The organism is Bacteroidota bacterium (assembly GCA_016718825.1).
Lineage (GTDB): Bacteria > Bacteroidota > Bacteroidia > J057 > JADKCL01 > JADKCL01.
In genome coordinates this window covers 170,876-190,236 of the sequence record JADKCL010000003.1, presented here as the reverse complement: position 1 = coordinate 190,236, position 19,361 = coordinate 170,876, and the positions used below count along the sequence as shown (strand labels likewise).

At 50.8% G+C, this 19,361-nt stretch carries 13 protein-coding genes; 2 read left to right on the top strand and 11 right to left on the bottom strand.

Features of this window, described 5'->3' with window-relative positions:
* Positions 1 to 55 precede the first annotated feature (55 nt).
* The 6 genes from IPN95_04470 to IPN95_04445 form a co-directional block, all read right to left on the bottom strand.
* Positions 56 to 1,933: a hypothetical protein gene (locus IPN95_04470; protein MBK9448661.1), complete on the bottom strand. Its 1,878-nt coding sequence runs from the start codon at positions 1,931 to 1,933 to the stop codon at positions 56 to 58.
* Positions 1,933 to 4,509 carry a DUF2309 domain-containing protein gene (locus IPN95_04465; protein MBK9448660.1) on the bottom strand — a complete coding sequence of 859 codons (2,577 nt, stop codon included), beginning with the start codon at positions 4,507 to 4,509 and terminating at the stop codon, positions 1,933 to 1,935. Before IPN95_04465 ends, IPN95_04470 begins: the two co-directional genes overlap by 1 nt.
* A 36-nt stretch (positions 4,510 to 4,545) precedes the next feature.
* Positions 4,546 to 5,208 carry a carbonate dehydratase gene (gene can / locus IPN95_04460; protein ID MBK9448659.1) on the bottom strand — a complete coding sequence of 221 codons (663 nt, stop codon included), beginning with the start codon at positions 5,206 to 5,208 and terminating at the stop codon, positions 4,546 to 4,548.
* Between the two features lie 117 nt (positions 5,209 to 5,325).
* Positions 5,326 to 6,957, bottom strand: coding sequence for a SulP family inorganic anion transporter (locus IPN95_04455; protein MBK9448658.1), 1,632 nt, complete (start codon positions 6,955 to 6,957; stop codon positions 5,326 to 5,328).
* Positions 6,958 to 7,052: 95 nt separating this feature from the next.
* Complete coding sequence (locus IPN95_04450) at positions 7,053 to 7,373, bottom strand: hypothetical protein (GenBank protein ID MBK9448657.1); 321 nt, start codon at positions 7,371 to 7,373, stop codon at positions 7,053 to 7,055.
* Between the two features lie 217 nt (positions 7,374 to 7,590).
* Positions 7,591 to 10,413 carry a PD-(D/E)XK nuclease family protein gene (locus IPN95_04445; protein MBK9448656.1) on the bottom strand — a complete coding sequence of 941 codons (2,823 nt, stop codon included), beginning with the start codon at positions 10,411 to 10,413 and terminating at the stop codon, positions 7,591 to 7,593.
* An 85-nt stretch (positions 10,414 to 10,498) separates the two neighbouring features.
* Between IPN95_04445 and IPN95_04440 the strand changes: the two genes are divergently transcribed.
* Together IPN95_04440 and IPN95_04435 are read left to right on the top strand one after the other, a co-directional pair.
* Complete coding sequence (locus tag IPN95_04440; GenBank protein ID MBK9448655.1) at positions 10,499 to 11,689, top strand: proline dehydrogenase family protein; 1,191 nt, start codon at positions 10,499 to 10,501, stop codon at positions 11,687 to 11,689.
* Positions 11,690 to 11,728: 39 nt separating this feature from the next.
* Positions 11,729 to 12,472, top strand: a complete 744-nt coding sequence (locus IPN95_04435) for a hypothetical protein (protein MBK9448654.1) — start codon at positions 11,729 to 11,731, stop codon at positions 12,470 to 12,472.
* On the opposite strand, the gene IPN95_04430 is transcribed toward IPN95_04435, so the two are convergent.
* The 5 genes from IPN95_04430 to IPN95_04410 all read right to left on the bottom strand — a co-directional run bounded on the left by IPN95_04430 (position 12,469) and on the right by IPN95_04410 (position 19,321).
* Entirely contained in the window at positions 12,469 to 13,164 is a 696-nt protein-coding gene (locus IPN95_04430; GenBank protein ID MBK9448653.1) for a metallophosphoesterase, read from the bottom strand. The genes IPN95_04435 and IPN95_04430 overlap by 4 nt on opposite strands.
* A 116-nt stretch (positions 13,165 to 13,280) precedes the next feature.
* Positions 13,281 to 14,081: a tetratricopeptide repeat protein gene (locus tag IPN95_04425; protein MBK9448652.1), complete on the bottom strand. Its 801-nt coding sequence runs from the start codon at positions 14,079 to 14,081 to the stop codon at positions 13,281 to 13,283.
* Between the two features lie 934 nt (positions 14,082 to 15,015).
* Positions 15,016 to 16,203 (bottom strand): metallophosphoesterase, encoded by a 1,188-nt coding sequence (locus tag IPN95_04420; GenBank protein MBK9448651.1) that lies wholly within the window; start codon positions 16,201 to 16,203, stop codon positions 15,016 to 15,018.
* Between the two features lie 107 nt (positions 16,204 to 16,310).
* The gene (locus IPN95_04415) at positions 16,311 to 17,495 is read right to left on the bottom strand and encodes a tetratricopeptide repeat protein (protein MBK9448650.1); all 1,185 of its coding nucleotides are present in this window, start codon (positions 17,493 to 17,495) and stop codon (positions 16,311 to 16,313) included.
* On the bottom strand, positions 17,492 to 19,321 hold the full coding sequence (locus IPN95_04410) for an ABC transporter ATP-binding protein (protein MBK9448649.1): 1,830 nt from the start codon (positions 19,319 to 19,321) through the stop codon (positions 17,492 to 17,494). Before IPN95_04410 ends, IPN95_04415 begins: the two co-directional genes overlap by 4 nt.
* Positions 19,322 to 19,361: the final 40 nt, after the last annotated feature.

Here is a 19,361-nt window from a genome sequence, read left to right as displayed (position 1 = left end):
GGTGAATACAGACAATAGTCTCAACGCAAGGAGTTTTGATTTTCGCATCAGCTGATCAGGAAGATCGGTAAGCTGCTGCATGCGAAGACTTTTTGTGGATGCCCAAGAAGATTCGCGTATAGATGCGCACGACGGAGAGTTCCACGAAAATGAAACTCAATGCCGTAAAGGCAATCAAAACCCATTCCCTTTTGTGAATATGGCTGAAAAGGATATCGATCCCGATAAATGTCGGCGTGAAGGGTAGGCCAATCATCGCAAAGCAGGCCACCAAAAACAGCAGTGCCAGCGCAGGGCGTTCGTAGACGTACCCATGAAACTGATGCAGTCCGATTTCATTGTCTATGGCCTTGATTTTGAGCAAACAATACATTCCCAAAACGGTGGCCAACATCGATCCACTGAGATAGATCAAAATGTCCAAGTGGCCAAAGTCTTCGTGCAGCAAAGCGATGGAAAGCGCCATGGTAGCTTGACCCGCCACGATGAAAATCCAAGCTGCAATGGCTGAACCCCGTTCGGCAAATGCCCTGAGCGTGAGCATCAAACTCAGCAATGAAAAGAAGTAGGGAAGCCATTCTTCGAATGCATCCGGAATTTGCTCGCCAAAATAGCTGGCATAGATGCCGCCGAGGTAGATGATTGCTAAAACTCCAATTGCAACGCGATGGGAGAGAAATCCAAGATGATGGCCCATCCATTTGAATGGACTCCACAATATTTGAGACAAGAATTTGTCCAAGTTCCATTCCTTGACCGACAGCACATACCAAGTGTGGCGAATCTTGCGCATCCAAGGTTGCTGCTGATTTTCAGTGGGTTTTACAGCCTTGAAAAACATTTCGTGGAGACGGTAACCCAAAACGGATGGAGAAACCAACAGCTGATAAGTGCGCAAAAATGCATTTCCAGCAAAATGCAGCAATGCGATCCAATGCCAACCCAAGGCAATTTCGATAAAAATCAGACCGATTTGGGCGATGGAAGCATAGGCAATTTGAGTTTTGACCGAGGATTGCACTTGAGCGGTGCTGCTCGCAAGGATGCTTGTCACCACACCCACAGCGACGATGGCCACTTTGATTCCAAGAATGGATTCCCAATAAGGATAAGTACGCAGCAGCAAAAATGCCCCAAGATGTACCGAAAGCGAACCGTAGAATATCGCACTTGAGGAGGAGGGACCTTCCATGGCGCGCGGCAACCAAGTCGAAAAGGGCATTTGCGCGGATTTCATGGCAGCCGCGAGCAAAACCATCGTAGCAATGAAAACGCCGTACCAATTGTGTTCGGCAAGATGCGCCAACACCGCTGCCGTATCATTGAGTGAGGCAAATGTGATGTTTTCGTACCAAAGGTGATGGCTCATCCACATGCCAAGAATCAGGCAAACGTCACCCAAACGATAGATCGACAGGACTTTGAGGCTGTTTTTTACGGGGAGGTAACGGTCGCGGTAAAACGCGATCAACAAAAACGAGCACAGCCCCAAAATTTCCCATCCGACAAACAACGTTTCAAAATTTCCGGAGAAAACAATCACGTTGTACCCGAAGATGAACAGCAGTAAAACGCTGAAATAGCGTTTGAATCCAGCCTCGCGATGGAGGTAAGTGCGGCTGAAAATGGCGACAATAAATGCAATCGTGGCACCGACAACACCAAAAACGGCTGTCGTCTTGTCAAAATAGAAATCGATGAAGATTTCGATGTCATCTGCTTGGAAGACGGTCAAGTGTTTGATATTCAAGTTAATGGACCCATTCAGAAGCCAATTCGAGATAAAGCCCAAGGTCCCGGCCAATTGCAATCCGGTTGAAAAGACAGCAATGCCTGAAATCAGTTTTTCCATTTTGGCTGGAACAAGGGCGCTGATCAGCACCGCCACAAGCGGAACCCAGAGGAAAAACTGCAGCAAAGAGGCACTTGTCATCATGATCGGATCAGGTGCACCGGCAAGTTTTCTTTTGTAGCATCGAGGATATGGTTGGATTCCATTTCCTTGGCCGATTCCAGGTAGGATTCGAAATCCGTGATGGTCGAAGGGGATGCTGCCTGCGGCATGTAATCCACAAATTTCCCAGCATTGAACCGGTGCAGCGTCTTATTGAGCGGGTCAAAAGCCACCAAATTGACCCATTCGTTGATAAACCACTGATACATTTCCGGTGAAGATTGCACGGTTCGCAACACCACTTCAGGAAAATGTTCGACGACAATGAGCAGCCTTACCGGATCATGGACCTCGATCATCTGCAAGGGAAGCCCCGGCCTGAGATCTCCGTCACAACTGTTGACGACCCCGATCAGTCCCATCACGTTGTGCGGCAATTTGGTGCCTGCACCCAGTTTGTGGTTGTCGACGCGCGAAAAATAGTATTCCAAGTTGATGCCGCCGCAAACAGGACCAAGCGGACGCATGACCCCTGCAAGGAGCTTTCCTTCGGGATCCGTGCGGTAGTCATAGGAATTGAGAAACGCCCTGCGATCGAGAAATAGCTGCTTCGTAAGCTCCCTGCGGCCCACAAAGCAGAGGGTGTTTGTGCCGTGCCCGAGTTCGGGACGTGGTTCAAACATCGAAACCGATCGTTTCAGGATGGCGCGACGCACCTTTTGAGGGCTTTGACCTGTATCGATGGAGGCAAAACGACGGGAACGTTCCTTTGCGTTGAGATTCAGTGCATTGTCAAACGCGGCCTTGTGAGCGGCATGCGCGACTTCATTGACAGGGGACAAGGATTCGGTCAAATAATAGGCGATCTGATCGGAAGCTGTGTCATGCAAGGCTCCGAGAAACTGCGTTTTGGCTGGAATTTCGATGCCACGGTCGGCAAGGATTTTTCTCACTCGTGGGTGATTGGCCATGAAAGCAAAAACTTTGGCGTTCACGGCGCCGGGTCTGCCACTGCATGCGCCACAGTCGTGGGCACCATGATGCGGATTGTTGGCGCTGCTTGAGCCATGGGCAACCACATAAATAAGCTGCGCGAATTGCGAGACCATCCCGATGCTCCGCAGCAAACCTTCGACGCGCACTGCCATTTCTTCTATCGTAAACCCGATCTGAAGACCATTTTCCATGTCCTCGCGGGACCGGTTTTCGATGGAGAGCGTGGAGCGTTCATCCATGTGGGCGAATGCATTGGAAATTGCGGGGCTCATTTTGGGCCTGAACATCAACAGGAGCATTTTGACGCTTGCCCACAGGCCCAGGGAAAATGTGAGCAGACTTCCCCAAAAAAGCTTGGACGTATTGTTGGTGTACAGGGCCTCCTTCGAATGCGATGTTGCCGAATCAGACTCCTTGATCAGGTACTTTGGCGTGACAGGCGCAGGGCAAAGCTTGTCGTAGAACTGCGCATGTGCCTGTTGATAATAAAATTCGACGCCAAAAAAGCCAGGGCTTCCCCAGGTTTCACAATGCGGGGCAACGCCTTCCAAATGCCGTCGAAACGAACACTCACGCTCGTCAATGCAAAAGATCGCTTGAAAAGTCGGTGCTTTTACAGACTTTCCGGATTCAGGTTCGGCGGACAAAAGTCCAGCCAAAACTTCATCGTAATAGCTCCATTCAAATGCCTCCTGCCAAATCTCAAAGACTTCGTCCAGTTCTGTTTTTTCAGTGGGAGCGAAGATATCAAACGTGGAAATCATTGGATCCACCGCCAACGGTTGCCATCCTGATCCCAATTTTCCTTCAATCGCGTCAATCTCCAACAGCAATTCCAGTTGGATGAAATCCTGTAATGTGATCTCCCTTGGTGACAGCAATGTCTCCGGATGCGTTTCTAGTGTGGCCACCATTCCAGACCAACCGCGGTGGGCAAATTGTTGGTCAAAGAGGTATTGCTCAAACAATGCTGGATCTCCAACTACGATCCCTAAAAGATGTTCCAACGTACAGGATTCATCGAGCAGCAGCTGTTTTGCGCGTTGGGTCGAAAAAAAACTCGCAAAACTTTCGCGTTCCAAAACGCGGATGGAGGCCAAGCAGCCACCGGCAACCTGCGGAAATCCCCAAAGCGAAATTCCCTGATCGAGATAGTGGCCCATCACGCGGAAAAGTAGGGGATGGACTGCATTGTCGAGGTCGATCCCCAATCGTGGTTTCCAAAGTGACCGCAGTCTTCCAACGCGCGGTTGTTTGGTTTCGTCGAAAGCTGCTTCGAGGAGACGATGTCTCCATTTCGCCGCATTGGCGTCGCCCTTCTTTTGGAGGATGAGCCGATCCAATACGGAGGCTTTGATGCGCCCCATGGCATGCAAACCTCTGAAATCCTTCAATTCAAGGGTTACCTGATACCCGAAAATCTTGGAGGCTTCAAAAATTGCGTCAAAAAATTTGCGATCCTGAAATGCATGCAGCGAATTGTGATGAATGAAGTCCTTGAGCGGCGTCTGCGAAGGCAGAAAGTGCATCAATTTCTCCAGACAGTCCGCTGCAATGAACCCGATTGGGGAATCAAGTTCCTCATTGGGGCCTTTTTGCATTGTCGGGACATTTCGCATGGGCAAGTTTGGCGAAAAGTCGCCGTCATGGGGTGTTTAGACGCCTGAGTAGATTTTGCCCTCCTTGGTCTCGAGCTGATAGACTTGGTGCAAGTCCTTGAAGCCGGTACAGGTTACCCCAAGGTCCTTGATTTCGCCGTCGGCAACGTCGTAAACCCAGCCATGTATGTGCAGGGGTTGTTCATTGGACCAAGCATTTTGAACGATCGAGGATTTCCCAAGGTCATTCACCTGCTCGATGACATTGCATTCAACAAAACGCCTTGAACGCTGCTCCATATCCGTGATGCTATCCAGCTCTGCGTGGTGAATCCGGTAAACATCCTTGATATGGCGCAACCAGTTGTCTATCAATCCAAATTGTTTGTTGCCCATGGCGGCGATGACACCACCGCAGCCGTAATGGCCGCAAACGATGATGTGTTTTACCTTCAAAACCTCTACAGCATAGGACAGGACGCTCAGAAGGTTCATGTCGCTGTGCACCACCATGTTGGCAATGTTGCGATGCACAAACATCTCGCCAGGGCGCGTGCCGGTAATTTCGTTTGCCGGTACGCGGCTGTCTGAGCAACCGATCCAGAGATATTCCGGAGTTTGGCCTTTGGCCAGGTTCTTGAAAAAATCGGGGTCAATGGCCTTTTGCTTGGCGACCCATTCCTTATTGTTCTCGAGAAGTTTCAGATATGACTTCAGCATTTGATTTGATAACTAATTGATGGATTGATAATTGGGTGCACATTGGACAAGCGGTGAGCGCATGTCTCGAGGGGAGGCCCCTTTCTCCCGGGGGGAAGTGGCAGTTGCCACATGCTGCTATTGTTTGACAAACTTGCTTGGAATGTCCTTTTCGGCCCCGTCTTGGTACTTTGCCAGGATCTCGCGCAATTTTTTCGTCGGATTTTTGACCGATGCGGTATGGTCCAGCGTTCCGATGAGTTTTACGTCGATTTCCTTGGTAGGTGCCTTTTGGAGGAAATCCTCAATGACTTCCACAATGTCAGGATCGATCAAGCCCGTGTGGGTCGTGTCGATAATGACTTTGGATTGCGGCGGAATCATCTCCAACGTGGATATGATCACGCCTTTGTTCATGAAGCTCACGATGTTGGCCAATTTCAAGGTCAACACAGGAACCTCCTTGCTTTCATCCAAATGATAATCGTAGGGGGCCCGGAAGTTGCGCCTCAGAATGAAGAAAATGGCCACAGCGATGCCAATGGCAACGCCTTCTAGCAGATCCGTCAACAAAACAGCCGGGATCGTCACTGCAAATGGAATAAATTGTGTCCAGCCCTTCTTGTAGTATTTGATCATCAGTGAAGGTTTTGCAAGGTTGTACCCCACAAGCAACAACACCGCAGCGAGGCTCGCCATTGGAATTTTGTTGAGCACTCCCGGAATTGCCACCACTGCGACAAGGATCAAAATACCATGGAAAATCGCGGAGATACGTGTGCGCCCGCCCGCTTGCACGTTGGCGGAACTGCGCACGATCACCTGGGTGATCGGCAATCCCCCGACAAGGCCTGCCAAAACGTTGCCAACGCCTTGCGCCACCAATTCCTTGTTTTTGTTGGCCACACGCATTTGCGGGTCGATTTTGTCGGTCGCTTCTGCACAAAGCAAGGATTCGATGCTGGCAATCAGGAAGATCACGAAGGCATAGGTCCAAACCGTTAGATTTCCAATCTGGGAAAAGTCGGGAAGGGAAATCCATTCGACGGGATTACGCGAAGCTTTGATTTGAACCAAGTGCTCAGGTGCCAAAGCAAGGGAAGAACCGGTCTCCTGAAAAAACACTTGCAATCCGATTCCGAGGCCGACTGCGAGCAATGGTCCGGGGATCAAGGCAAGCACCTTGTTTTGCTTGATGGCCGGGAGATTCCAGAGCAGCATGATCGCTAATCCCGCCAAGGCGATGATCACCGCCCCCGGTGTGAGTGCCTCAAACAAATAGCCAAATTCGGAAAAGGTCGTGTGACCGTCTGCCTGAATGAAGTTGAAGTCGCCTTCGTAATCGGAGTCGAGTCCGACCATGTGCGGTATCTGTTTCAACACAATCGTAATCCCGATGGCGGCAAGCATTCCTTTGATCACACTTGTGGGGAAATACTGCGCAAGCGCGCCGGCGCGCAGGAGGCCAAATGCGACTTGCATCACCCCTGCGAGCAAAATTGCGAGGCAAAACATTGAAAATGATCCACCCATTGCGGTGAGGCCCGCGATCACCGTGGCCACCAAACCTGCCGCAGGACCGCTGACACCGAGTTGTGAACCGCTCAAGGCTCCGACCACAATCCCCCCGATCACGCCTGCAATGATGCCAGACATCAAGGGAGCTTTGGATGCCAAGGCAATCCCAAGGCAGAGTGGCAAAGCCACAAGGAATACGACCAAACCAGCATTCAGATCTTTTAAAAGATCACCAGAATTGAATTTCTTCACAGGGAGTTATAATTGTCCGAAATCAGCTAAAATGAAAAGTGCACAAGGCATACAAGGATGCCTTTGGCCCGAAAAGCGGGGTGCGCAACTGTTTTTCAGCTATGAACCTTCGGAGGAGGCACAATCGTCTCCAAATGCGGCGGTACTAGGCTGCCAACAGCCACCGCACGCCATCCATTTTGTTGAGATAGGAGTATTTTGAACGAGGAGGATTTCCCAAAGTACTCTTTGTCAAATCCTTCTGCTTCCTTTTCCTCGCGGTCATCGCGCTCGTCTTTGGAATCACGTTCTTCTTTTGAATCCCGGTTTTGTTCGTCTTCGCCTTCTTGATCTTTTTCCCGGTCTTCCGATTGAAAGTCCCAGGCAAAAGTGTAAAAGGTCAGCTGAAGGGATTTCAAAGGAATGGCGATATTCATGCATCCCCCGATGAGGAGAATGGACAGGAGAAATCGTATGCTGTTGAACTTTCCCAACTTTTTAGAATGCCGACAAATATGTCAATTTTTTTGAGTCTTGTTGCGAAAACTATCGAAAGTCACCCAAATTTTCCACACTTCGTCAGGAAGTGGCTTGCTTGATGGGAGTGAAACGGACTTGCCGCTACAATGTTTCGTTGGTTAACCATTATTTGCATCAATGACGGTTGCAAATCGTTTTGAAGGCACAAAAAATACAACGCTTTTCGTCGGCTGTTTGGGTAAAAGGCAGGTCGGGATCCAGCAAGTCGTCAAAAATATTCACCAACAAGCCTTCAAATTCGGCCAAACTGAGCAAGTCGAATTCGCCAATCTTTTGCGGTCCATACTCCAGCGTCAAGAATCCGGCGGGGAGGTTGCGCATGCCAAAAATGCCGGGATAGACCGCACGGTCGGGGTTGTGGTTGCGATGGTAGAGGTAGGCATAACTCCCCAACTGAAAGACCTCCTTCTGCGGTTTATCCTCCTTGAGATCCAGGAAGTTCTTGACTTTCAGACCTGTGACTTGCCCTGTTTTGTAGTCGATGATGCGAATTCGGCCACCTGCACGGTCCACCCGGTCCACATACCCGCGTAGTTTCAGTCCTTCCGGATGGCGTTGCGTCGGGATGAAAGCTTCCATCTCCTGTTCCAATGCCATGAGTTCAATGGGAGCCGCAGCCATGTCCAGTTCGAGCATTTGCCGCACAAGATCCCGGATCACTCCGAGCAAAAGCCGATTTCGACCCGTTTTGAAGTTGTCACTATGCGTTTTGATGGTAAAAACCTTTTCAACGGCATCATCGACCTTATCGAGCAGGGGCGCAATGTCTTTTGCTTGCAGCGTTTGCCCCACAAGCGGCTTATACAGCAGTTCCAACGCGCCGTGCACCACCATGCCAAAGGTATTGTCTTCCATCGTTTCCTCCGGAACGTCCTTCTCCTTCAGTTTGAGCAGGTTTTGAAAGTAAAATTGTAGACTGCAACTGAGGTAGGTGTTCAAGGCACTGGGCGAAAATCCTTTGTCGGAACCTTTTTCGATCAGCTTTTTCAGCACATCCGCATCCTTTTGGATGATGATCGGCTGTATTTCTTCCGGCAAAGCCGGGAATGTAAAAGTTTCGTGCCGCACCGTGATGCCCGGGTTGCGTTGCAGCAATTCCGCTTCGATCTGTGCAATGAACCTGCTTTTTTCTCCTCCGCCCTGACTATCAGCTTGTGTATCGTAAATCAGCTGAACATGGCGCGCACGTTGCATCAGCCGGTAAAAATGGTAGGCATAGACGGCGTCCCGGTCTTCATGCGTCGGCATTTGAAATGCCTTGCGGATGCCATACGGAATCAACGAATTTTGCTGCTGTTTGGGCGGTAGGATGCCCTCATTGACCGACAAAAGGATCAACCGGTCAAAATCAAGCACCCGCGTCTCCAGCATTCCCATGACTTGAATGCCCTTGAGAGGTTCCCCCGCAAACGGCAGGCTTGCGCCGACAATCACCTCGCGGTAGATGCGCCGAAACGTTCCCAGATCGTTTTCATCCAGATACTTATCCAGCTTGGTTTGCAGCTTCTGCGTGAGGCTGAAAAACTGGAACAAAATCTCCGATTCGACCGTTGGCAGTGGATTTTCTGTCTTTTGCCGCGCTTCGAATGCGGTTTTGAGCTTCAAAAACAGGTCCAGCAAATAGCGGATGGCCGAGCCGAGGTCCGTCCAAGGCTCAAACAGAAACCGCAGAATATGATCGGCTTCGTAGCGCATGAAATACGTCGGCGCCAGGTAAATCATATTTTCCTGCGTGATGATGCGCATCGTTTCCCGGCCTTCCTCTGTTGCGAGCTGATGAATATAAGGATGCCGAAGAATCGAAATAATGTCCCGAAAGTAATAAACAGGCTGCCCAACCCCGCCCGGCCGAAGGCGGGCTGCGTTTTCATGCAGGGTCAGCACAGAGTCAATCAGGCCATACAAGGGGGTGTTCCGCAACGGATATCCCATCGTGACATTCACGTCCCTGAGTGACTCCGGCAGACTATGCAGTACCGGGAACAATAGGTTTTCATCCGGAAGTACAAGTGCGAGGGATTCCGGGGCGATGCCCTGGGCCATTTCTTCGAGGAGCAAACCCGCTGCTTTGGCCTGACCGACACGCTTGGGAACGGCTGTGAGCACCATTTCCTTTGTTTGGGTCTCCAAATGCTTGCCGATCCAGTTCCAGTTGCCCTTCATCTGCGGCATCGCCGCTTCCCATCGCCGGCGCAATTCCCGGAAAAATTTCCCGGCTTCCTGTTCTTCGTTTTCCGTGTACCAAGCATCCAAATCCCAATAGCAGTCGGCCAAATCCCATTGAATCAACGCCAAAATCAAGTTTTCCTCTGCCGGCGCCAACGCATTGAAGCCCGCAAAAATCACGCGTTTCCAAGGCAACATCGGTTTGGAAGCTTTTACCTTGGTCACCAGCGCCCGCAAGGCTTGGCCCGGGCTTGCCATCCCTTGAATGGAGAGCTTCGCCTGAAGGCTTTGGTAAAATACGCCCAGCAATTCCCAAAAACGCATGTATTCATGCTGATGCGTACTCAATTTCCCGTCTTCATTCAGCCATCCGTCAATGGTGACGTCGATGCGTTTGAGCTCAGCGAGATTCTGGAAAATTTTGCCGCCATCTATCAAATGCAAATCGACTTCATTGAAGTCCGCGACGATCATTTGCCCCCAAGCGTAAAACTGATCGAAGGACTCGTTGGGAAATGCCTGTTTGTAAATCGGCCACAACTCAAACGTCAAGGAGATCGGATCCAGGATGTTGACCTGTTGCAATTGGGGCACAAAATCCTCGATCGAATACATTTTGGGTGCCCACGTCGCATGCGGAATGTGCTTTGCGAGGCTTGCCTCCATGAATGCGCACGCTCTGCGGGAGGGAAAAACCACGCAGAGTTCGCCGAGGTGGGCGCCGTGCGTTTGAATTAGCGTAAGACTCAATTGTTCAATGAAGCTGGCCATGGGACGAAGATAAGCATTGTCATGATCAAGGTCTTTGTTGCTTCTGATCAAATTGTCTTAATTTCGGCCTCATAATTCTTTGGAAATGGATTCGAACCCGCGTGGACAAAAACTGGATTTCAGCAACACAGAGTTTGCATTTGCCTACAAAAGTGATGCGCAACTCCAACGTACCTTCCGGTTGTTCAAGATGCTGGGCTCAAATTTCCTTTCCAAGGTAGGCCCGCCGCTCGTGACCTTCGCCTTGAAATTGGGACTGCCGGTGCAAGGAATCATTCGCCGAACAATTTTTGATATTTTTTGCGGGGGAACCTCATTAGAAGACACTAGCGACCGCTCCCAGGAGCTGTTTGCGAGCAAAGTGTTGACGATTCTTGATTATTCGGTCGAAGGGAAAAGCACCGAAGAGAGTTTTAATGCGACACGCGACGAGATCATCCGCACGGTGAGGCATGGTGCTGCGGACGATGCCGTTGCATTTTCGGCCATGAAAGTCACCGGGATTGCCGACGCTGAGTTGCTCGCCAAACGCGATGCCGGACGCGAACTTTCCAAGGAAGAAATCGCTTCCCTTGACCGTAGCAAGGAACGGCTAAAGGCTGTTTGCAAAGTCGCCTTCGAATTGGGACAACCCGTTTTTGTCGATGCCGAGGAGTCTTGGATTCAAAAAACGATCGACGTCTGGACCGAGGAGATGATGGCCGAATTCAACAAGCAGAAGCCCATTGTGTACCAAACTGTGCAAATGTATCGGCACGATCGTTTGGCATATTTGAAGAATTTGATCACTGAGAGCAAGAAATCCGGTCATTTTATCGGAATTAAAGTGGTGCGTGGCGCCTATATCGAAAAGGAGAATGCCCGGGCGATGGAGTTGGGTTACGGAACGCCCATGCAAGCCAACAAAGCTGCCACGGACCGCGATTACAATGCTGCACTGCGCGAGTGCATTGCCAATGTCGACCATGTAGCGCTCTGCGCCGGCACGCACAATGAAGAAAGCGCAGCCTTGCTTGCCGTCCTTCTCGACGAAAAAGGCATCGCGCGCGATCACCCGCATGTCGTGTTTGCGCAACTGCTTGGGATGAGCGATCACATCAGCTTCAATCTCGCCCACAATGGCTACCGTTCGGCCAAATACTTGCCCTATGGACCGGTAAAGGCAGTGTTGCCGTATCTCTTCCGCCGCGCCGCTGAAAATACTTCCATCGCAGGCCAAAGTAGCCGTGAAGTCGAACTCCTTCGCAAGGAAGTGCAGCGCAGGGGTTTGCTCTGAAGTGCCGAAAATCGTATTTTCGGGAAAAGTCTTTTCGCTGTGAAATTCGCGTTGATCACGTTTTCCCTCTTGTTTTTTGGCTTGCAGGTAACCAAAATCCGCGCCCAATCGGCATTTCCCAATGGCGTGGGTCTCAACTTGCCCGTTTCAGAGGACTACATCAAAACCGAATTCTCCTTTCGTTACAACTTGCACGCGCAGCAGGACGGTACGCCCTATGAGCGTCGCTTCTATACTTTCCGCACCATTGATCAAGGCTACTTCTTCGAGGACATCACCCTTGTTGGCGAATTGATGCCCGAATTGCATGGTCTAAAATTGATTCACCTGACCTTGATCCCTGGACAAGAATTGCGCAATTCCCAAGGAAACGGCATTTTGACCACGAGTAGGCATGTGGTTCCGCCTCCACGTACACCCCAACACTTCCTGATCGGGTTGGACGCCAAAGGCAAACTCCACTATCTGAGCGGCAACATCTTTTTGGATCCCTTGGCTGAATGTTTGGTGAATCCGGCAGATTTGTCTGAAGTCGCCAAAATCCGGCTCTATTATCTTCTCCCGGACGAATTGAAGCCGATAAAAGCATCTGAAGGCCACATGCGCTTCGAGACCAAATCCAATTTGCTCAACCGTATGATTGTGATCGACCTTGTCGATGACATGCATTTCTCGATATTTCCGAAGGTTGACCCCGACAATCGCCTCGCTGTCGTCGGTGGTTGGATCAGCGGGCCTCAGCAAGACCCACGGAGAATGCAGGGCGATTTGCCTTCAGACTAAAAAAGTTCCAATTCTTCAGCGAAATCGGATTGCCAGTATTCCTTGGTGGATACATCCATGATCGTGAGACGGCCGATGCGTTTGATGCCTTGGTCGAGGTTCCAAATGTTGCCAATGTGCACAGGTTTGCAATCCGGCCAAATTTTGCTCGTAGGGGTATGGCCAATGAAAATTTCGTGGAAGGAATTTTTTGGGAAGGGTAAACCCAGCATCTCTGAACGGGTAGCCATTGTCCACAAACTGCGCCCCCAAAATAGTTCATCTTCCTTCTGCTCCTTCAGCAACAGGACCGGGTCAATGCTTGCATGCACAAAAAGGCGGTTATCCTGATCGACGAAATACGGCAGCTGTTTGCTGAAAAACCGGCGGTAGCGTTCCTGCGTGGTGTCATCGCGTCTTTCGAAGGCAGCAAGGGTAGCCTCCCCACCGTTGTAGAGCCAAAGTGAATCCCTTTCGCCCGTTTGCAGCCATTCCTCTGCCCAGATATCATGGTTGCCGCGCACAGCCACCAAATTTGGAATGGTCAGCAAGGTATCCAACACCTTGTCGCTGTCGGGATGGTAGTCGGTCAAGTCTCCCAGGGAAATGAGTCTGTCTTGCGTCGAATCAAAGCCTGAGCGCTCCAGGACCTGCACCAAGGCTTTGTGAGCACCATGAATATCCCCAACGCAAAGCGTGCGCCTAAAAGCCATACAATCAGATTCAATTCAAGTCAAAAAGTGGAGTTCGAGCCAAGATACAATGAAATTGGAGTTCGAAAAAGGAAACAATCCCCCCTCGAACTCCAATCTCGCATTCCAACGCAAACTTAATACAGCGCCATTTCGAAGCGGCGGCGGAATTTGATGGTCAGCGGATGCTGAGCACCAAACATGCGGAAGAGCGCGATACAGCCCCTGCGGGGCAGTTCCTTGGCAAATGCCTTGTCGGCTTCCACCGCAGCGAGCAACGCCTCCATAGCGGCCTCGTAATCGTCGGATTTGAGGGCTGCACTTGCCAAGGCAATCTGCTTGCCGGCTTCGGAGCCCGTGGTATCTTCATACGTCGTCAACTCGGCAAGCATGCGCACGTTTTCGGCGGCATCCCAAAGCAGGTCGCCTTGCTTGACCGGGGTCACCAACTCACGCGCTTCGATCGGATTGTCAAAGACAATTTCCGAAGCGAGCACGAGTCGTGCCATCGGGATTTCGGGATGCTCCCCGACGAAGGTGCGCAGGTCGGCAAGTGCTGTAGCCTTGTCTTCCGTGTTGAGCCGTTGGCGAATTTCATTGAGCAATTCCTTGGCCTCGGTCGGGATGAATTCGTCGAGCCATTTGACCAAAGTTCCCTCGGGAAGGGCACCCACAAACTCGGAAACGAGCTTGCCTTTGGAGAACATTTTCACGTGGGGAATCGAGTGGATTCCGTGGGCGTAGGCGAGGTCGTTGTGCTCCATCGTGTTGATCTTGATGAGCTCCCAAGTACCGCCGGATTGGCTCTCGAGTTTCTCCAAAATCGGACCCAAAAACAGGCAGGGACCGCAGGTGGGAGACCAGTAATCTACGACGATGGGCACCTCGTTGGAGCGCTCCAAAACCGCCTTGTCAAAATCGAAATTTTCTTGTTTCATATCGTTGCGGCAGACCAACTGCCTAAGGTTAAAACTAAAAAAATCGGAAAAGGTTATCGCTCCTTTTTGGCTGCTTCCGAACGGTTGTAAGGAAAGCAGATACAGCAAAGCTTCGGGGGCTTTTACGGCGCAATTTGGGAAGCGGATGATGCCGGGAAAGTGACCAAAGTTACGCTGGGAAAACGAATGGTTTTCAGCCTCAGATTTGGAAGGATCCGCGGTTCGTCAAGGCTGCTGTTTGCCGAAGATTTGGAAGCTCCCAAAAGCGGGACAGCAGGAGGGAAGGTTGCCTTCCGAATGTTTGTTCGTGACAAAATCTGTTACACATCAACGTCCTTGCTGTTCAGTGAAATTTTCGATAAAATTACAGCACTGAAAGGCGGCAAAGATCCAATGTTGGCTCTGCTCCACGATTCTGCCAAGAGAAGGACCAATCTCAAGAATCGTTGAAATTGGGCCATTGGCAATCGTCAAATTAGTGTATATAGAGTTGTTTGTGTTTATGTGGCTGATAAACAGTTGAATGTATTGAATTTGGAACGTGGGATGATAGCATTATTAGCAAAATTTCCGCATTGCTAACGCGCTAACAAACTTGGAAATCTTTGTTTTTGTTGAAATTTGGATGAAAATCCGCGGTTTGCCATTCAATTTGGGCTGATTCAAGATTGCTGTCGAATCTCAATTCGGCTATAATGTTATAAATATTTATTTATCAGTATTTTATGTTTATTCAATTCAAGCTATACATGAATGTTTGTCTCGATTTGATGTTCCGGTCCACGTCGGCGATGAGTTGGCTGGATTTCCGTGCATGAAACCTCAAAGGCGTGCACAACGGAGGGTAATCTGCGATTTTACCTATGCTGACGTGCGAATATCCGGATTCATGGAGCCCTCAGTAATGGATATGTTTTTCCGATAAAATCCTGATTCAATCCCTTGCTTTGGGCGGAATCGAAAGTCTGGAAAACGTCCAGCGACCCTCGGTTTGTTCGGCAACCTCATAGCAGCCGGGTTTCAATTTTCGGGGACTCCAAGGCTCGTTTTGGGTGTATTCTCCGTCCCAAACGACCCTGCCAAATTCATCAAAAACCCGGCGATGGACACAGGGAAAAACAGGCTCCGGCATGGCATCGGGCGGGGTCAAAGTGTCGGGCAAAATGGTGTCGGCAACGGCCTGTGAACCCGCCATCGGGAGCACCCGGTAGGCCTCCCGGCCAAAGCCTTCGACGACAATTTGGTCAGAAAAAAAGTTGAGAATCGCGAAGGCATTGGAGTCCGGCGTCATCAACATTCCACCAAAAGTCAGGTGGTGCAGACCCTGCAAAAGGTGGTAGCCACCCCCATGGCTATGGCCTGCAAACCAAGCCTCCGCCTGCGGAAATTTGGCGAGCAAAACCCGCATGTCAGCCTCGTTCCAAAGGGTCATCGGATGGCCCGCGGGACTGATCGGAAAGTGGCAAAACAGTGCAACTTTTTGGTCTGCTTCCGCCGCTTCGGCAAGCTGCCATTCGATCCATTTTGTCTGCGATTCACTGATCGCGCCGTTCCAGATTTCCTTGTTCGCATGTCCTGCCAAACTGCTCCGGCAGAGCTCCCCTTCCTCCACCATTTCGGGGTGGGCACCCTGCGCATACTCGGCAAGTTCGGTACCGTCGAGCATCAAAAACCGCCATCCGGGAAACTCCATATCGCAGTATCCGGCGCTCAATCCGAGGCTGTCGTAGATGGTTTTTTGCATGTGAAACGGCACGTTCCAGAACTCATGGTTGCCCAACAAATGGTGAACCGGCATCTTGAGCCGTTCGATTTCCTTGAGCACAACCGGATAACTTTTGAGGTCTTGATCGATCAAATCGCCGACGTTCACGACCATGTCGACGCCTTGGGCGTTGAAGGTATCGACTGCGGCATGGAGCTTTTCGAGGGAAATGCGGTAAAAACGGCCAAGGTTGGCGTCACAATCGCAAAATTGTGCGTCTGCAATGATGCCCACACGCACGATCGGCTTTCCCGCGACGGTTGGGCCCACACGCGTGCTTGCAGGCGCCTGCGCTTGCAAGAAGCCCGAAGGCAGGTAAAAGCAGGTCCAAACCAATAGAATCCGACCGATTCGCATTGCTCAAATCTCGCAATTCCCCACCAAAGGGAAAATGTATTGCTTTTGGGATTGAAAAAAGACTTTGAAATAAGGGCAAACGAAACCTCCCAAAGAGGGATGCGGCATCAGGTGAGCGGCAGCGCCTCGATTTTTGTCTTCCATGCGTGGTATTCCAAAGGATCTAGTCCCAACAATTTTGCGCTTTCCAAGGCCGAATGGGCTTCCTCCGCGTTTTGGGTCATCCAGAAATACATGGCCCAATTGCGGTGCAATGCCGGATTTTCATATTCGAGCTTCATGGACAAGGTCAGCATCGAATGCGCTTTTTCGGGATTATTTTGCAGTAAATGCAGCCAACCAAGGTTGCAGAAGGCTACGGCGAATTCGCGGTTGGCGCGGGTGGATTTTTCAAGATCCTTGGTGGCCTCGGCGTAATTTCCAGCCTGAATGGCCAAAAAAGCACGGAAATTGAGGGCTTCGTGGTGCCCGGGAGTCGTGCGAATTGCCTCATCCAATGTGCTTTTGGCAGCAATTGGCTCCCCCAAAGCCAACAAAGCGGTGGCGCGCCGGCAAGCGTCATACGGATCCGTGGGATGTTTTTGGGCCATTTCCCTATCCCATTCCAGAACCTGTTGGAAGTTCTCGCGCATTAATCCGCAGAAAATCAGGTGTTCCAGCAATTCTTTGTCCTTGATTCCACTTTGATAGACTTCCTGAAAACATTCCGCCGCCTCGCCATACCTTTCCTTTTCAAAGAGCCACCATCCATGCAAATAGGTCTTGGTTTGTTTTCCAAAGCGTATCCGCCAAGCGATCAATTGCCCGTCGTTGCCAAAAATCGATTCGGAGCTATGCAAAATCGGGGAATAGGTGTAAAAAACCGCCAATAAGAAGTCCGTCGCTGGAATCAAGGCCGCCAAAACCAAAAATGGCTTGATCCATGAAACATCCGAAGTCCATTCTCCAAAGGCCAGATAACCGGCCAAAGTCGCCATCAACAAGGAAAAAAGTGGGCCTGAAAGCGCATAGGGGATGATTTGGGCAGGGGACAAGGATTTTGGAAAGTCCGTGATGCTGCCGCGCATGAGCACGCCCGATGGATGGATGACCCATAAAATGCCGCCCGTTCGAATTCGCCAGCTGCCTTTTCCCTCGCCGACGCTGCCCAAAAATACTTTGATTTCCTTGCGTTGCCCGATCAGCAGCAGGTAACCGAGATGCCCCAATTCATGGATCAGGGTTGCCAGCGGCCGGATGAGCAGATAGCTGAGACAAATGCTCAGGTAAAATACAAAAACGGGGATGCTCATTGCCCGGAGAGGCTTTTGGAGGCTTTGCGTGCGGCGGTTGCCCGCTCAATGCTTGCTAGGTCGCCTTTGGGAATCGCCTGGATCAACTTGCGGGTGTATTCTTGCTGCGGATGGGCGTAAATGTCATCTGCAAGGCCTATTTCCTCGATTTTTCCTTTGTTCATCACCACCATCCTGTCACTCATGAACTTCACCACGGAAAGGTCATGCGAAATGAAAATGTAGGTGAATCCGAATTCTTCACGCAGGCCGACGAGCAAGTTGAGCACCTGTGCCTGCACGGAAACGTCGAGCGCCGAAACCGATTCGTCACATACGATAAATTTGGGCTCCACTGCCAAAGCCCTTGCTATACAGGCCCTTTGGCGTTGACCTCCTGAAAATTCATGCGGATAGCGCCCGAAATGCTCCGGCAACAAGTTGACTTTTTGGAGCAATTCCTGCGTTTTTTCGATTCTGCCCTTTTCGTTTCCATGGAGTCCATGCACCCGCATCGGCTCGAGAATGGCGTTTCCGATCGTAATCCTGGGATTGAGCGAACTGTAAGGATCCTGAAAAATGATCTGTAAATCCTTTCGAATCAACCGCAATTCCGATTGGGACATGCCGGTGATGCTTTTTCCTTCAAAGAAAACTTCGCCCGAAGTTGGTTCGACCAATCTCAAAATGCTTCTTCCGAGCGTCGTTTTGCCGCATCCGCTTTCGCCAACCAAGCCCAATGTCTCGCCCGGATACACCGCAAAGCTTACGTCGTCCACGGCATGGACATAGGTTTTGACCCCTCCCAAAAAGCCTCTTCGTTGCGGAAAGTAGGTTTTCAGGTTACGCACTTCCAAAATGGGCGCCTGTGCCTGAAGTGTTTTCTGTCGGGCATCGAATTCTGAGGCGGAAACGACGGCTGAAGCGACGATTTTCTCTACGCTTCCCTCGATTTCCTCAAATTGGCCATCGGCAGATTCACGCATGAAATCGGCGATTACCGGTAAATGCTTCATGCGCACATCCATGCGCGGACGGCAGGCGAGCAAACCCTTGGTATAAGGATGCTGCGGTTTGCGGAAAATGTCCTCGACCGTTCCCGATTCGACGATGTTCCCTTTGTACATCACCAAAACACGGTCAGCAATCTCCGAAACAACGCCCAAGTCATGGGTGATGAACAGAATGGCCATGCCGTTGCGTTGCTGCAATTCCTGCAAAAGTTCGAGAATCGTCTTTTGAACGGTCACATCGAGCGCGGTCGTGGGTTCGTCCGCAATCAGGATGCTCGGATTGCAGGAAATCGCCATGGCGATCATCACCCTTTGCTTCTGTCCGCCGGAAATTTCATGCGGATAGGCGTCAAAAATGGCCTCGGGACGGGGCAATTTGACCTGATTGAACAAGTCGATGGTTTTGGCCTTTGCAGTTGCCTTGTCGCATTTTTCGTGCAGCAAAATCGCCTCCATCACTTGGAATCCGCAGGTAAACACGGGGTTCAGGGAGGTCATCGGCTCCTGGAAAATCATCGAAATTTCCTTGCCGCGGTACCTGCGAAGGCTGTCGGTGCGCAAGCGGGCAAGGTCAATCCAGCCGGTTGCAGGCGATTGGAAGTCGATGCGCCCTTCTGCAATTTCTCCCGGCGGATTGGGAATCAGGTTGATGATGGAGAGGGCCGTAACGCTTTTTCCGCTGCCCGATTCACCGACAATTGCCAGTGTCTCGCCTTTTTTCAGCTCAAAGGAAATCCCCTTTACAGCCGTCAGCGTGCCGGTTTCCGTGCGGAAACGGGTCACAAGGCCTTCTACTTCCAAAATATTGTCGGGGTTCCGCAAAGCAGGCTTCATGTTGGCAATTTAAAGGATTTTGTACCATTCCTTGCTGTCG

What these genes read in the sequence shown, in the direction of transcription:
- IPN95_04470 (MBK9448661.1), bottom strand. Translation starts at nt 1,933, where the DNA reads ATGACAAGTGCCTCTTTGCTGCAGTTTTTCCTCTGGGTTCCGCTTGTG.
- IPN95_04465 (MBK9448660.1), bottom strand. Translation starts at nt 4,509, where the DNA reads ATGCGAAATGTCCCGACAATGCAAAAAGGCCCCAATGAGGAACTTGAT.
- can (MBK9448659.1), bottom strand. Translation starts at nt 5,208, where the DNA reads ATGCTGAAGTCATATCTGAAACTTCTCGAGAACAATAAGGAATGGGTC.
- IPN95_04450 (MBK9448657.1), bottom strand. Translation starts at nt 7,373, where the DNA reads ATGAATATCGCCATTCCTTTGAAATCCCTTCAGCTGACCTTTTACACT.
- IPN95_04445 (MBK9448656.1), bottom strand. Translation starts at nt 10,413, where the DNA reads ATGGCCAGCTTCATTGAACAATTGAGTCTTACGCTAATTCAAACGCAC.
- IPN95_04440 (MBK9448655.1), top strand. Translation starts at nt 10,499, where the DNA reads ATGGATTCGAACCCGCGTGGACAAAAACTGGATTTCAGCAACACAGAG.
- IPN95_04430 (MBK9448653.1), bottom strand. Translation starts at nt 13,164, where the DNA reads ATGGCTTTTAGGCGCACGCTTTGCGTTGGGGATATTCATGGTGCTCAC.
- IPN95_04425 (MBK9448652.1), bottom strand. Translation starts at nt 14,081, where the DNA reads ATGAAACAAGAAAATTTCGATTTTGACAAGGCGGTTTTGGAGCGCTCC.
- IPN95_04420 (MBK9448651.1), bottom strand. Translation starts at nt 16,203, where the DNA reads ATGCGAATCGGTCGGATTCTATTGGTTTGGACCTGCTTTTACCTGCCT.
- IPN95_04415 (MBK9448650.1), bottom strand. Translation starts at nt 17,495, where the DNA reads ATGAGCATCCCCGTTTTTGTATTTTACCTGAGCATTTGTCTCAGCTAT.
- IPN95_04410 (MBK9448649.1), bottom strand. Translation starts at nt 19,321, where the DNA reads ATGAAGCCTGCTTTGCGGAACCCCGACAATATTTTGGAAGTAGAAGGC.